Source organism: Aeromonas bivalvium, from assembly GCF_046078285.1.
Taxonomy (GTDB): domain Bacteria; phylum Pseudomonadota; class Gammaproteobacteria; order Enterobacterales; family Aeromonadaceae; genus Aeromonas; species Aeromonas bivalvium.
In genome coordinates, this window is record NZ_JBGXBV010000004.1 from 170,700 (window position 1) to 184,692 (window position 13,993).

General features: G+C 65.0%; 14 protein-coding genes. 12 read left to right on the plus strand and 2 right to left on the minus strand.

Annotated elements, in window-relative coordinates; genetic code table 11:
- Positions 1-20 precede the first annotated feature (20 nt).
- The 9 genes from moaC to ACEUCR_RS11855 all read left to right on the plus strand — a co-directional run bounded on the left by moaC (position 21) and on the right by ACEUCR_RS11855 (position 6,652).
- Positions 21-515 carry a cyclic pyranopterin monophosphate synthase MoaC gene (gene moaC / locus ACEUCR_RS11815; RefSeq protein WP_111872930.1) on the plus strand — a complete coding sequence of 165 codons (495 nt, stop codon included), beginning with the start codon at positions 21-23 and terminating at the stop codon, positions 513-515.
- Positions 512-757, plus strand: coding sequence for a molybdopterin synthase sulfur carrier subunit (gene moaD, locus ACEUCR_RS11820; RefSeq protein ID WP_041996282.1), 246 nt, complete (start codon positions 512-514; stop codon positions 755-757). Before moaC ends, moaD begins: the two co-directional genes overlap by 4 nt.
- Positions 758-759: 2 nt before the next feature.
- Positions 760-1,239, plus strand: a complete 480-nt coding sequence (gene moaE / locus ACEUCR_RS11825) for a molybdopterin synthase catalytic subunit MoaE (protein ID WP_408790324.1) — start codon at positions 760-762, stop codon at positions 1,237-1,239.
- A 61-nt stretch (positions 1,240-1,300) separates the two neighbouring features.
- Entirely contained in the window at positions 1,301-2,014 is a 714-nt protein-coding gene (modA, locus tag ACEUCR_RS11830; protein ID WP_392444543.1) for a molybdate ABC transporter substrate-binding protein, read from the plus strand.
- A gap of 108 nt (positions 2,015-2,122) precedes the next feature.
- Complete coding sequence (gene modB / locus ACEUCR_RS11835; protein WP_041996291.1) at positions 2,123-2,803, plus strand: molybdate ABC transporter permease subunit; 681 nt, start codon at positions 2,123-2,125, stop codon at positions 2,801-2,803.
- On the plus strand, positions 2,800-3,855 hold the full coding sequence (gene modC / locus ACEUCR_RS11840) for a molybdenum ABC transporter ATP-binding protein (RefSeq protein ID WP_408790327.1): 1,056 nt from the start codon (positions 2,800-2,802) through the stop codon (positions 3,853-3,855). Before modB ends, modC begins: the two co-directional genes overlap by 4 nt.
- 67 nt (positions 3,856-3,922) lie before the next feature.
- Positions 3,923-4,702: an alpha/beta fold hydrolase gene (locus tag ACEUCR_RS11845; protein ID WP_162625790.1), complete on the plus strand. Its 780-nt coding sequence runs from the start codon at positions 3,923-3,925 to the stop codon at positions 4,700-4,702.
- 107 nt (positions 4,703-4,809) lie between these two features.
- Positions 4,810-5,853, plus strand: coding sequence for a plasmid segregation protein ParM domain-containing protein (parM, locus tag ACEUCR_RS11850; protein ID WP_392444552.1), 1,044 nt, complete (start codon positions 4,810-4,812; stop codon positions 5,851-5,853).
- Positions 5,846-6,652: a hypothetical protein gene (locus ACEUCR_RS11855; protein WP_392444554.1), complete on the plus strand. Its 807-nt coding sequence runs from the start codon at positions 5,846-5,848 to the stop codon at positions 6,650-6,652. The genes parM and ACEUCR_RS11855 overlap by 8 nt, the downstream gene beginning before the upstream one ends.
- Before the next feature lie 71 nt (positions 6,653-6,723).
- Here the strand turns inward: ACEUCR_RS11855 and ACEUCR_RS11860 are convergent, their stop codons facing one another.
- Positions 6,724-7,479, minus strand: coding sequence for a molybdopterin-synthase adenylyltransferase MoeB (locus ACEUCR_RS11860; protein WP_408790329.1), 756 nt, complete (start codon positions 7,477-7,479; stop codon positions 6,724-6,726).
- Complete coding sequence (gene moeA / locus ACEUCR_RS11865; protein ID WP_408790332.1) at positions 7,476-8,702, minus strand: molybdopterin molybdotransferase MoeA; 1,227 nt, start codon at positions 8,700-8,702, stop codon at positions 7,476-7,478. Before moeA ends, ACEUCR_RS11860 begins: the two co-directional genes overlap by 4 nt.
- A gap of 217 nt (positions 8,703-8,919) precedes the next feature.
- Here moeA and folE point away from each other — a divergent pair, with 217 nt between their 5' ends.
- The 3 genes from folE to ACEUCR_RS11880 all read left to right on the plus strand — a co-directional run bounded on the left by folE (position 8,920) and on the right by ACEUCR_RS11880 (position 13,950).
- A complete protein-coding gene (gene folE, locus ACEUCR_RS11870; protein ID WP_041996308.1) occupies positions 8,920-9,576 on the plus strand; it encodes a GTP cyclohydrolase I FolE in 657 nt (218 codons plus the stop codon).
- A 404-nt stretch (positions 9,577-9,980) separates the two neighbouring features.
- Positions 9,981-11,636, plus strand: a complete 1,656-nt coding sequence (locus tag ACEUCR_RS11875; protein ID WP_111872937.1) for a methyl-accepting chemotaxis protein — start codon at positions 9,981-9,983, stop codon at positions 11,634-11,636.
- 226 nt (positions 11,637-11,862) lie between these two features.
- Entirely contained in the window at positions 11,863-13,950 is a 2,088-nt protein-coding gene (locus ACEUCR_RS11880) for a methyl-accepting chemotaxis protein (RefSeq protein WP_408747327.1), read from the plus strand.
- The last annotated feature ends 43 nt before the right edge of the window (positions 13,951-13,993 follow it).

Below are 13,993 nucleotides of genomic sequence, written 5' to 3' on the forward strand. Positions count from 1 at the left end.
GTCATCCCCGAGGAAAGCAGATGAACCTGACCCATCTCAACCAGAGCGGCGAGGCCCACATGGTGGATGTCACCGACAAGCAGGTCACCCAGCGGGAGGCCCGGGCCGAAGCCTTCGTGACCATGGCCCCCGCCACCCTGGCCCTGATCCTCGGCGGCCAGCACCACAAGGGGGACGTGTTCGCCACCGCCCGCATCGCCGGCATCATGGCGGCCAAGAAGACCGCCGACCTCATTCCCCTGTGCCATCCCCTGGCCCTCACCAAGGTGGAGGTGGAGATTGAGCCCCAGCCCGCACACGACAGGGTCCATATCCGCACCCTCTGCAAGCTCTCTGGCAAGACAGGGGTGGAGATGGAGGCGCTCACCGCGGCGTCCGTGGCGGCACTGACCATCTACGACATGTGCAAGGCGGTGCAAAAGGACATGGTGATAGAGCAAGTCAGGCTGGTGGAGAAGAAGGGCGGCAAGTCCGGCCACTTCCAGCTGGGGTCGGATGCAGGAGAAAAAGCATGATCAAGGTACTGTTTTTTGCGCAAGTAAGGGAGCTGGTGGGCTGCGACGAGCTCAGCCTGCCTTGCGATTACGCCAGTGCCGACGCGCTGCGCGCTGCCTTGTGCGAGCGGGGCGACAAATGGGCCCTGGCACTCGAATCGGGCAAGCTGCTGGTGGCGGTCAACCAGACCCTGGTGCCGCTTGAGACGCCGCTCAAGGATGGCGATGAAGTCGCCTTCTTCCCCCCGGTGACGGGAGGCTGAGGATGAGCGAGGCAACCATGACCGATCGCATTCTGGTGCAGGGGGCCGACTTCTCCCTGGGGGAGGAGTATGAGCGCCTCGCCACCCGCCACGACAGCGGCGCCATCGTCACCTTCGTCGGCAAGGTGCGGGACTTCAATCAGGGGGAGCAGGTCTTGGGGCTCTCCCTTGAGCATTACCCCGGCATGACCGAGAAGGCGCTGGCGAACATAGTCGCCGAGGCCCGTGGCCGCTGGCCGCTGCAGGAGTGCACCCTCATTCATCGGATCGGCGATCTGCTGCTCGGGGATCAGATCGTGCTGGTGGCGGTGAGCAGCGCCCACAGGGACGCCGCCTTCGAGGCCTGCCACTTCATCATGGATTTTTTGAAGACCCGGGCACCGTTCTGGAAAAAAGAACTGACCGCCGAGGGGGGCCAACGCTGGGTCGAGGCCAAGGATAGCGACAACGACGCCGCTGCCCGCTGGCAACAAGGGGAGTAAATCCGTCAGGATCCCCGTGACAGAGCTGCAAACAGACACAGGTTTAAACAGGAGTAAGGGAATGAAAAAGCTGTTATCCGTGGTGTTGCTGAGTGCTTGCGCCACAGCCGTGCAGGCCGACGAGGTCAAGGTGGCCGTGGCCGCCAACTTCAAGGGCACCATAGAGCGTATCGGCAAGGCGTTCACCGCCAAGACCGGCCACAGCGTCGTCATCAGCTCGGCGGCCACCGGGGTGCTCTACACCCAGATCAGCCACGGTGCCCCCTTCGATCTCTTCCTCTCCGCCGATGTGAAGACCCCGCAAAAGCTGGAGGCAGAGGGCAAGGGAAGCGATCGCTTCACCTACGCCATCGGCAAGCTCGGCCTGTGGCAGAAGGGGGGACCGGCCCCTGACGAGGCCACCTTGCGCAACTGGCAGGGCAGCCTGGCCATCGCCAACCCGAAGACCGCGCCCTATGGCGCCGCCGCCATGGCGACCCTGGCCCACCTCAAGCTCGATCCCAGGCAGTATCGGGTGCTGACCGGCACCAACATCAGCCAGACCTGGCAGTTTGTCGACACCGGCAACGCCGAGCTGGGCTTCGTTGCCTGGGCCAATCTGGTGGAGGCGGGTAAGACCGGCGAGGCCTGGGCCGTGCCGGGGGATTATTACCCCGCCATCGAACAGCAGGCCCTGGTGCTGAAGAAAGGGGCGGCGGTGGAGGCGCTGGTCGCCTGGCTCAAGGGGCCAGGACAGGCGCAGATCGAGGCGGCGGGTTATGCCTTGCCGCAGTGATGGCATGGGCCTGACGCATCACCCCGAGTGGCCGCCCCTGGGGTCGGCCACGGCTTGTAATGAGAGACTCTGCATGTGGTTGTCGGCACCTACCCGGGAGGGGCCTCTATGAGTGAAGGGGATCTGCTGGCTGTCTGGCTCACCCTCAAGCTGGCGGCCAGCACCACCGCCATCCTGCTGCTGCTGTCGCCGCCGCTCGCCTGGTGGCTGTCGCGCAGCCAGCACCGGCTACGGCCGCTGGTGGAGGCTCTGGTGGCGCTGCCCCTGGTGCTGCCGCCGACCGTGCTCGGCTTCTATCTGCTGCTCGCCTTCTCGCCGCAGTACGGCCTCGGCGCCTGGTGGCGGGAGACCTTCGGGACGCCGCTGGCCTTCAGCTTCCTTGGCCTGCTGTTTGCCTCCATCCTCTATTCGCTCCCCTTCGTGGTGCAGCCCCTTACCTCCGCCTTCGTCAACATGGGCAACAAGGAGCTGGAGGCCGCCGCCACCCTGGGGCTGGGGCCCCTTGAGCGCTTCTTTCAGATCATCCTGCCGATGACGCTGCCGAGCTTCGTGATGGCGGCGGCGCTGGGCTTTGCCCACACCCTGGGGGAGTTTGGCGTGGTGCTGATGATAGGGGGCAACATCCCCGGCGAGACGCAAGTGCTCTCCATCGCCCTGTTTGATCACGTGGAGGCCATGGATTACGGCCACGCCCACCTACTGGCCGGCGGCCTGATGGGCTTCTCCCTGGTGATGCTGGTGCTGGTCTATGGCGTCTTGCAGCGCCGGCAGCGGAGGTTGTTCGGATGAGCCTGCACCTCAGTGCCAGCCGTGCGTTCGGCCCCTTCACCCTGGCCTGCGACCTGACGCTGCCCCTTGGCGGCATTCTCGGCCTGTTTGGCCCCTCGGGTTGCGGCAAGAGCACCCTGCTGCGCATCATCGCCGGGCTGGACCGCGCCCCGCTGGACGTTCTGCGCTGGCAGGGGCGGGATCTGGCGGCCCTGCTGCCCGAAGCGCGCCGCATCGGCCTGGTGTTCCAGGACGCCCGCCTCTTTCCCCATATGACGGTGCTCGGCAACCTGCAACTGGCGGCGGGCAAGGGGCGAGGGCGCTGGCAGCCCGAGGCACTGGCGGAGCGGCTCGGCTTTGCCGATCTGCTGGGGCAGCCCGCCCACGGCCTCTCCGGCGGCCAGCGCCAGCGGGTGGCCCTGGGACGGGCTCTGCTGGCGGAGCCGGATCTGCTGCTGCTCGATGAACCCTTCTCGGCGCTGGATAGCCGCAGCCGCATCCATCAGGCCCATGTGCTCAAGGGGTTGCAGCGCGAGAGCGGCATCCCCATGATTTTCGTCAGTCACGCCATGGAGGAGGTGAGCCTGCTCTGCGATCAGCTGGTGCTGCTGGCCGATGGCAGGCTGGAGGCCCAGGGCAGGCCGAGCGAGATCTTCGCCCGCACCGACCTCTCCCTGGCCAGTCGCGACGATGCTGGTGTCATGCTGACGGCAACCCTGGCCCACTACGACGACGCTGAGCAGATGGCGACCCTGCAACTGGGGGATCAGAGCCTGATGGTCACCATGGAGCATGCCCCCGACGAGGCAGGGGAGTTGCAGATCAAGGTGGCGGGGCGGGATCTGGTCATCGCCACCGCCCCCATCGCGCACTCCAGCCTCTCCAACTGCCTGGTGACCCGGCTGCTGGAAGTGAGGGAGGTGAGGCCCGGGCAAACCCTGTTGCAGTTGGGGCTGGGGCAGCAGATACTGCTGGCCCGGATCACCAGCCGCTCCGCCAAACGGCTGGTGCTGGCGCCAGGGCAGCAGATTTATGCCTATATCAAGGCGGTGAGCCTGGTGGGAGAGGGCTGAGGGGCGTGGCGCCACAGCCCGGGCAACAAGGCCAGAGGCCGCTATCGAGTCGAGAGGGAGAGTGCGGGTGCGTCGCAATCAGGTAATGAAATCCCATGGATTGGCCTTGCGCAGTGCGGGGGAGGGGCCCTTGCTGCTCCTGCTGCACGGCCTTGGCTCCTCCAGTCTCGACTGGCAGGCCCAGATCGAGCACTTCTCCCACGGCTACCGGGTGGTGGCCCTGGATCTGCGCGGCCACGGCCAGAGCAGGCAGGAGGGGCCCTTCGATGTACCCACCCTGGCGGCGGACGTGGCCCGCTGGCTCGAGGAGCAGCCCGGCCCCGCCTGGGTGGTGGGGTTGTCGCTCGGGGCCATGGTGGCCCTGGAGCTGGCGCTGCAACTGCCGGGCAAGGTGAGCGGCCTGGTGCTGGTCAACGGTTTCAGCGAGTTTCTGCTGGAGACGCCAAAAGAGCAGGAACGCTACGCCATGCGCCTCAAGTGGCTGCGCTGGTTCGGCATGCGGCCGCTGGCGTGGTGGCTGGGGCGCGAGCTCTTTCCCGGCCCCGAGCTCGCCCGGGTGCGTCGCACCTTCCGGCTGCGTTTCGTGCAGAGCAACAGGAAGAAGACCTACAAGGCGCTGCTCGGCGCCCTGCCAGGCTGGTCGGTGCGGGCCCGCCTTGGCGCCATCCGGCAGCCGGTGGCCATCATCTCCACCAGTCACGACTACCTGCCGCTCGCCAAGCGGGTGGAGCAGTTTGCCGCCCTGCCCAACGCCACTGTCCACACCCCCCAGGGCCACCACGCCTGGCCGGCGGAAGATCCTTCGAGGTTTAATGATTTGCTTCAACGGATTTTAGAAAGCCATTAGACTTGTCGCCTTTATAACCCGTGTATGTAGTGGTCCGATCGCCTTGGCCTGGCAGGGTACAAGGCAATCGGACCATGCTGTCTGCCCTACCCATAGGTGTTTCCCATATGTCTGAAGTAATGAAGATGGCCATCGATGATGGCTCGACCAACGTCAAGGTCAGCTGGATCGACAACAAGACGCTCAAGACCATCATCTCCCCCAACTCCTTTCGCAAGGATTGGAAAAGCGCCGCATTGCGCAAAGACAAGAAGATCTACAACTACGAGATAGGCAATACCAAGTACACCTATGACGCCACCTCGGACAAGTCCCTGGCCACCACCCACGTGGAGTACCAGTACGACGATCTGAACCTGCTCTCCGTGCACCATGCCCTGCTGCAGACCGGGGTGGCCCCCTGCGACGTGGCCATCACGGTCACCCTGCCCATCACAGAGTTCTACCACCCGGACGATTGCCAGCGCAACGAAGAGAAGATCGAGAAGAAGCGGCGCAACCTGCTGCGGGCCATCAGCCTCAACAAAGGGGAGCTGTTCAACATCGTCAGCGTCGAGGTGATGCCGGAGAGCCTGCCTGCGGCCCTCTCCCGCCTGATTGGCTCGGGCTGCAACGAGTTCACCAAGACCCTGGTGATCGACTGCGGCGGCACCACCCTGGACATGGGGATCATCGTCGGCGAGTTTGACGATGTCTCCGATGTGTACGGCAACAACGAGATCGGCGTCTCCATGGTGACGGACGCGGTGCGCAAGGCCCTGGCCGCCGCCGACAGCGATTCGAGCTATCTGGTGGCCAACGAGTTCATCAAGCGCCGCCACGACATGGGCTTCGTGCGGGACGTGGTCAACGACGAGAGCCAGATCTCCAAGATCCTCGAGAAGATGCAAAACAAGATCGACGAGCTGGGCAGCCAGGTGGCTCACGAGGCGAAGAAGTTCGCCAAGAACCCGAACCGTGTCTATCTGGTGGGGGGCGGAGCCTCGCTTATCTTTGACGCCATCAAGGCCGCCTATCCCACCCTGGGTGAGCGGGTGGAGCTGCTGGACGATGCCCAGTCCGCCCTGGCCCGGGAGATCTGCCTCTATACCACGGAAGAGGAGGAGGTCTATCGCGAGGCGCCCCAGCTGGCCGAGGTTGCGGATGAGTAGTCAGCTCAAGCGCATGACCTTCTCCATCTACATGGATCCGGGTGCGCTGGAGTCTGATCGCTATGCGGTAGGGGTACTGCAGAACTGGTATCAGCGGGCGCGCAAGATCCAGGATGGCAGCGAGGAGTTCGACTTCTCCAAGAGTCGCTTTCACAAGGACATCTATCTCTCCGGCATGTTCTTGTATGTGCTGGCCCCGAACCTGTGCAAGGCGATAGCCAATGCCCTGGGGCCCGAGCAGGTGAGCCTGACCACGCTGCGTCACGCCTTCGCCAGCTGCGGCTTCCATCTGGGAGAGGGGGCGGGCCCTGGCGCGACCGACACCCTGATCGACGAGATAGTGGCCAGACTGGCCCCCCAGCTTGGCCAGGACAACAGTGACCGCATGGTGGAGGAAATAGTGAAGCGCCTGGGTCAGCCCCAGGCCATGGCGACCCCGGATCAGCTGGTGGAGGAGATAGTGAGCCGCCTCGGCGAGCAGCAGCCCACCGAGCTGTGGGATGAGCTCAGGCAGGGGCTGCCTGCCCCGCTGGATCACGATCTGCTGGCAGAGGCCATCGCGGGCAAGTTGCCGACGGTGGGCGGGGAGGCGGATCTGGCCCCCCTTGCGGGCAGTCTGCAACTGCTCTCCCGCCAGCTGGAGGAGCAATCCCGGCTTATTCGCGAGCAGCACAGGCTGATCCAGCGTCTGGCCAGCGCCCCCCAGGGCATGCCCGGGGAGGCGTCAGAGCCCCTCATCGAGGATCTCTCGAGCCAGGTGGCCAACATGAAGAAGGTCAAGGCCAAGGGGATCTTCTAGCGCGTCCCTACATGGCAAAGACAAAAAGCCGAACCCTGGGGTTCGGCTTTTTCATGGATGGGATGTGCCGCTCAGGGGCGGGAGCAGACCGGGCAGTCCGGGCGCTTGGGGAGTGTCAGCTCGCGAAAGCGGCCACTGAGGCCGTCAATGAGCAGGAGACGCCCTCGATAGCTGGTACCCATGTCGGCCAGCAGCTTGATGGCCTCCAGGGCCTGCAGGCTGCCCACCAGCCCCACCATGGGGGCCAGGATCCCCGCCTCGACGCAGCTGAGGGCCTGCTCGCCAAACAGCGAGCTCAGGCAGGCGTAGCAGGGCTCGTCCTCCTGCCAGGTGAAGCTGCACAGCTGCCCCTCCAGCCGGATGGCGGCGCCGCAGACCAGGGGCACTCTGTGCTGGCGGGCACGCTGGTTGAGCAGGTTGCGGATGGCGACATTGTCGGTGCAGTCGAGCACCAGCTGGTGGCGCGGCAGCAGGGCATCGAGCAGCGCCTCGTCGGCGAGAGTGGCGTGGGTCTCCACCTCGAGCCAGGGGTTGAGGGCGCGCAGGGTGGTTGCCGCGGACTCCACCTTGAACTGGCCGACCCGCTCGTCGCTGTGCAGCACCTGGCGCTGCAAATTGGAGAGCTCCACCCGATCGAAATCCACCAGAGTGAGCCGGCCGACCCCGGCCACCGCCAGATACTGGCTGGCGGCGCAGCCCAGACCCCCGGCCCCTATCACCAGCACGCTGGCCTGCTTGAGCGCCTCCTGCCCCTCGAAGTCGAAGGAGGTGAGCACTATCTGGCGGTTGTAGCGAAGGAGCTCGGCGTCGCTCAGGATCTCGCTCACAGCAGCAGTCCCGAGAAGGGCTCGACGGTGACCGTCTCACCGGCGGCCACCTTGCCGCGCTCCTGCTCGAGGACGATGTAGCAGTTGGCCCGGGACAGGGAGCTGAACACCCCGGAGTCCTGGGAGCCGGTGCTGCGTACCTCGAGGCCATTTGGGCCCGCGCTCAATATGCCGCGCTGGAAGTCCTGGCGCCCCGGGCTCTTCTTGAGGGGCTCTGCCGCCAGGGCCTGGAGCCGGAGCGGACGTGCGAACTGCTGGCCGGCCAGCCTGGCCAGGGCCGGTTGCACCAGCTGATCGAAGGTGACCATGGCGGAGACGGGGTTGCCCGGCAGACCGAAGAACCAGGCGTTTGGTAACCGGCCGAAGGCGAAGGGTTTGCCCGGCTTGATGGCCAGCTTCCAGAAGCCGATCTCGCCAAGCTCTTCGAGCAACTGCTTGGTGAAGTCCGCTTCCCCCACCGAGACGCCGCCGGTGGTGATCAGGGCATCCGCCTCGCGGTCGGCTTGCTGGAAGGCGGCGCGAAGGGCCGCCGGATCGTCCGGGATGATGCCAAGGTCCAGGCACTCTATGCCCATGCGGCTCAGCATGGCCCTGACCCCGTAGCGGTTGGAGTCGTAGATGTCCCCGTGCTGGAGCGGGGAGCCCACCGGCTTGAGCTCGTCCCCCGTGCTGAAGATGGCGACCTTCAAGGGGCGGCGCACCGAGACGCTGGCGATGCCAAGGGATGCCAGCAGCGGCAGCTCGCGGGGGCTCAGGCGCAGGCCGCTCTCGAGCACCCGGGACCCTTGCGCCAGATCCTCGCCGCGGCGACGGATGTTCTGGCCGGCTACGGGGTGAGCCAGGAAAGTGATCCCGTTCTCGCCCGCCTGGGTTTCTTCCTGCATCACCACAGCGTCTGCACCCGGGGGCACAGGGGCCCCGGTCATGATGCGGATGCAGTGGCCGGCGGGCCACTCCCCGTCATAGGGTTGGCCGGCGAAGGCCTTGCCCGCCACGGGCAGCGGCGCCCCGGCGGCGAGATCGGCAAGGCGCACGGCATAGCCGTCCATGGCGGCGTTGTCGAAGGGGGGCACCGAGAGGGGGGAGAGGATGTCGCTGGCCAGCACCCGGTCAAGGGCCTCGGGCAGGGGCACGGACTCGGCCTCGCAGCGGCAGTCGAGCCGGGCCAGCATGCCTTGCAGTGCATCCTCCAGGGAGCGCAGTGCGCCGTTATCAAATCCCATCGTCATGACCTCTTGGGTAAGGAAAACTGTGGTGTGGGGGGATTATCCCAAAATCCCCCCCGAATGGGCAGGCGATCGGGGCAGTAAAACACCTCGTATTAACATAAAGTCAGGGCATGGGGCGCAGTTGACTTGAAATATGAGGCCAATCGCCGTTTACTATGCCGCCACAAGCCCTGTGGGTCATACCATTCCCTCTGCGTGGGAGAGAGACAAGATGATGAGCTTAAGTCAGGAAGCCTTGCTGGTCAGGGAAGCCCTGGTGGCCGAAGGGCTGGAGACCCCTCTGGTCGCCAATGCGCTGAACAGCCAGCAGAAAAAGGAGAAAATCGAGGGCCACATGAGGTCCATCATGGAGACGCTGGGGCTTGATCTTGCCGATGACAGCCTGGCCGAGACGCCGCACCGCATCGCCAAGATGTACGTGAACGAGATCTTCGCCGGCCTCGATTACGCCACCTTCCCCAAGGTGACGGTGATCGAGAACAAGATGAAGGTGGACGAGATGATCATGGTCAAGGATATCAGCCTGACCAGCACCTGCGAGCACCACTTCGTCACCATAGACGGGCTGGCCCACGTGGCCTATATCCCCCGTGGCAAGGTGATTGGCCTGTCTAAGATCAACCGCATCGTCCAGTTTTTCGCCCGCCGTCCCCAGGTGCAGGAGCGGCTGACCCAGCAGATCCTGCTGGCGTTGCAGACCCTGCTCGGCACCAAGGATGTGGCCATCAGCATAGCCGCGACCCACTATTGCGTGAAGGCGCGTGGGGTGATGGACTCCACCTCCTACACCACCACTACCTCCCTGGGTGGGGTGTTCAAGACTCAGCCAGATACTCGCGCCGAGTTCCTGGCCGGCCTGAAACGCTAGGCCACTGACACTAAGAGGAGGGCAATGCCCTCCTCGGTTTTTTCTGCCTCTCCTCCCTTGCTATCTCGCCCCCTTCTCCCGCAATGCTTGCCGCCTGTCACCATGGGTCACGACCCCTCGGGGAGGGGCTCAAGAGTGCCGTTTGAAAAAAGGGTTAAGGGATCCTGCCAGGCGGTCGATATAACAGCCCTGTGCCCGGCTCCCCGAGTCCGGACACAGGTTGAGCGGCAAGACCGAGTCCATGGACTAGGCCTTGCCGCCTGCCGTCATGCTCGCCTCGCTCCCGTGGGATAGGGAGTCAGCAAGGCTGGACGCGCAGCCAGGGATGGGGGTCACCACCACACGAGCCAGGAAGGCACAGACAGGACGAGCGACATCTGTTTCCCCACCTTCCAGGACACACCATGAATACCAGTACCATGACCATTGGCAAGAAGCTCAGCGCCGGCTTCGCCCTGCTCGGCCTGATGATGGCCTTCGTCGGCGGCTTCTCACTGTTTGAATTCAGCAACATGAACCGGGCGGCCATCGGCTTCACCGACAGCATATTGCCCGCGGTCGTTCGCACCAGCGCCATCGGTGAGCGTGTCAATGAGTTGCGCCGCTACGAGCTGAATGTTTTCCTGGTGGCCAACGCCCCTCAGCAGCGGGCCCAGTACATCAGCATGAGGGAGCAGGCCTTCGGGCAGGTTGCCCAGCAACTGGCCCAGCATGACACCACCATCTGGGCGGAGGACGTGGCCGAGCGCCGCACCTTCGACACCGTCAAGGCCGATTGGGCCAGCTATGCGGCCATGTATCAGCGGATCAAGCAGTTGCAAGAGCAAGATCAGCTGGATCAGGCCCAGCAGCTGGTCATGGGGGAGGGGTTCACCCTCTACAGCCGGCTGAGCAAGTCGGTGGCCGAGCTCATCCAGATCAACCACGGCTATGCCAAGGTATCGCGCAAGGAAGTGGTCGCGGCCTATGATTCCGCCAAGCTGAGCGTCACCCTGGCCCTGCTGGTCGGCCTGGCGCTGGTGGTGGGCCTCTCCGTGGTGTTGACCCGTCAGATCCGCGATCCCCTCATCATGCTGGCCCGTCAGGCCCAGCGCATCGCCAATGGCGAGCTGGGTCGCGGCGAGCTGCAGGAGTGGATCCGGGGTGGGCGTTTCAACCGCGACGAGCTGGGCCAGCTGGGGTCGGCCATCGACCGCATGCAGGGGTCGCTGGCGGACCTGGTGAGCGAGATAGCCGGCTCGGTGAGCCAGCTCAGCAGTGCGGTGGAGGAGGTGAGCGCCATCTCCGAGCAGTCCGCCAGCGGCATGGCCAGCCAGCAGAGTGAAGTGTCCCAGGTGGCCACCGCCATGAACGAGATGCAGTCCACCGTCAATGAGGTGGCTCGCAACACCACGGACGCCATGAGCGCCGCCAAGGATGCCTCCCGCACCTCGACCCAGGGCAACCAGGTGGTGCGCAGCGCCATCGGCAGCATAGAGCAGGTCTCCCGGCAGATAGAGCAGGCGGGGTCTGTGGTGTCGCAACTGGAAGCGGACAGCGCCAACATCAGCATGGTGCTGGACGTGATCCGCGGCATCGCCGAGCAGACCAACCTGCTGGCCCTCAATGCGGCCATCGAGGCGGCCCGGGCTGGCGAGCAGGGTCGCGGCTTTGCCGTGGTGGCGGACGAGGTGCGCAGCCTGGCCCAGCGCACCCAGGCTTCCACCGCCGAGATCAGCAAGATGATCGAGGTGTTGCAGGAGCGCACCGCCGAGGCCGGCAACGCCATGCAGCTGAGCCGTCAGCAGATGCAGGAGAGCGTCGGGCTGGCACGGGAAGCGGGGGACAGCATCGACAGCATCAACGGCGCCGTCACCGAGATCAGCGACATGAACACCCTGATCGCCACCGCCACCGAAGAGCAGAATGCGGTCACCGAGGAGCTCAACCGCAGCATAGTGAACATCCACAATGCCGCCGACGAGAACGCCCAGGGGGCCCAGCAGACCGCCCAGGCCTGTGTCGAGCTGAGCAAGCTGGCCAACAATCTGCACCAGATGACCCAGCGTTTCACCCTCTAAGCCTTGACCCATGGATGACACAAGGCCCCGCCCATCGGCGGGGTCTTGTGTTTGTGGTCGCCCGCACCGCGCCTGTCTGCCCCTTCACCCTACCGGATGGGGGGATGACAGGCCAGATGTTCGAATTCGCTCACAAAGATCATCTTTTTTTCGAGCAATTGTTTTGGGTGCTTGACTCAACCCATTATTATCATTGGCTTTTATCCTTACAGGCGCCACGTTCGTTATGTTTCGTTCTATCAAGTATCAGGTGATGTTTTTTGCTGGCTGCATCCTGCTGGCCACCGTGCTCAGCGTCGTGGGGTTTGGTTACCTCTCCCTGGCCGGCATGCAGGAGAAGATCCAGCAGGAGAGCCACGACGCTGCCCGCCAGCAGGCCAGGCAGTGGCTGCTGACCCTGGCGGATGGGCAGGCGAGCGAGGTGGCGCGCTCCTTCGAGCTGGCGCTCGATGCCGGTGAAACCCTGGCGGCGCTGCTGGCGGGCAATGTCCATCAGCCAGCCCCCCTCGGCCGGGACGAGGTCACCGCCCTGCTCAAGGACATAGGGGATCGCAACCCGGATTTTCTCAGCATCTACAGTGGCTGGGAGGCAAATAGCTTCGACGGTCAGGATGCGCTCCATACCGGCAATGGCCGACATAGCCAGGCATCGGGCAACTTCGCCCCCTACTGGAGCCGCGGGCCGGCCGGTTTTGGCCTCAAACCCCTGGGGGACTTCTACAGCAAGACGCCGAGCGACACCGGGATCCGGGCTTCCGAGTGGTATCTCTGCCCCCAGGAGAGCAAGGCCAGCTGCGCGGTCGATCCCTCCGTCTACCAGGTCAACGGTCAGCCCACCCTGCTCACCTCCTTCGTGGTGCCTGTGCTGAACGGGGATCAATACCTCGGCATGGTGGGCATAGACTACTCCCTCAACTACCTGCAACGGCTGGCCGCCAACATCAGCCAGCGGGTGTTCGACGGTCAGGGCAGGGTGCGCATCATCAGCCCCATGGGCATCATCGCCGCCGACTCCCGCGATGGCGACGGGGTGGGGCAGCGCTTGCAGGACTCGCCGTTGCTGGCGCAGTTGCAGCGCAGTGAAGCGGGCAGCGACGAGGGCGCCGATGGGCTGAGAGTCTTCGCCCCCATCCGCCTCAACAAGGTGAAGCAGGCCTGGGGGATCGCCATCGAAGTGCCGAACAGTGCCCTCTACGCCGACTATGAGCGGATGGCGCAGGCCCGTGCCGAGGCCTTTGGCAAGGGGATCTGGACCCAACTGATGGTGGGCATGCTGGTGGCGGGCGCCGGGCTGGCCGGGCTCGCCTTCGCGGCGGGGTCCATCTCCCGGCCGATGCAGCAGACGACTCGCATGGTAACGCGCCTCTCCAGCGCCGGAGGGGATCTGACCCAGCGGCTGACCCAGCACAGGCGCGACGAAACCGGGGTGCTGGCGGAGGGGATCAACCAGTTCGTCGCGACCGTGCAGGGCATAGTGACCGACACCGCCACCAGCGTGCACGAGTTGCAGCAGGCGGCGGCGAATTCGGCCCGCCAGGCCCAGCAGGGGCTGAGCAACAGCCAGCATCAGCTGGAGCAGGTGGAACAGGTGGCCACGGCCATCCATGAGATGTCATCGACCGCAGACTCTGTCTCCAGCAGTGCCCAGATCACGGCCCAGGCGGTGGATGAGACCCGCCATGCGGTGCACAAGGGGCAGCAGGTGGTGAGCGCCTCGGCCAACGGCATCCGTCAGCTGAGTGCCCAGGTGAGCGAGGTGTCGGACAAGATCACCGCCTTGCAGCAGCAGGGGGTGCAGATTGGCAGCATCCTGGATGTGATCCGCACCATCTCGGAGCAGACCAACCTGCTGGCGCTCAACGCCGCCATAGAGGCCGCCCGGGCCGGCGAGCATGGTCGCGGTTTTGCCGTGGTGGCGGACGAGGTGCGCACCCTGGCCTCCAAGACCCGGGCCTCGACCCAGGAGATCCAGCAGATGATAGACAGGCTGCGGGACACCACGAGCGCCGCGGTCGACACCATGACCGAGGGTCGCCAGTTGAGCAGCCTGGCGCTGCGCGATGCCGAGCAGGCGGTGGGGGAGCTTGCGACCATAGTGCAGGCCGCCGATCGCATCCAGGACATGGCGACCCAGATCGCGAGCGCCGCCGAGCAGCAATCCAAGGTGAGCGAGGAGATAAACCAGAACGTCAGCAACATCCACGAGCTGGCGAGCGCCTCCACCCGGGTGGCCCGGGAGCAGGATGCCCAGAGTCAGCAGATGCACGCTCTGACCGAGACGGTCATGAGCAAGCTGGGGCGCTTCCACTACTGATGGCGTCCTGATACGCACCACAAGGCCCCGCCCATCGGCGGGG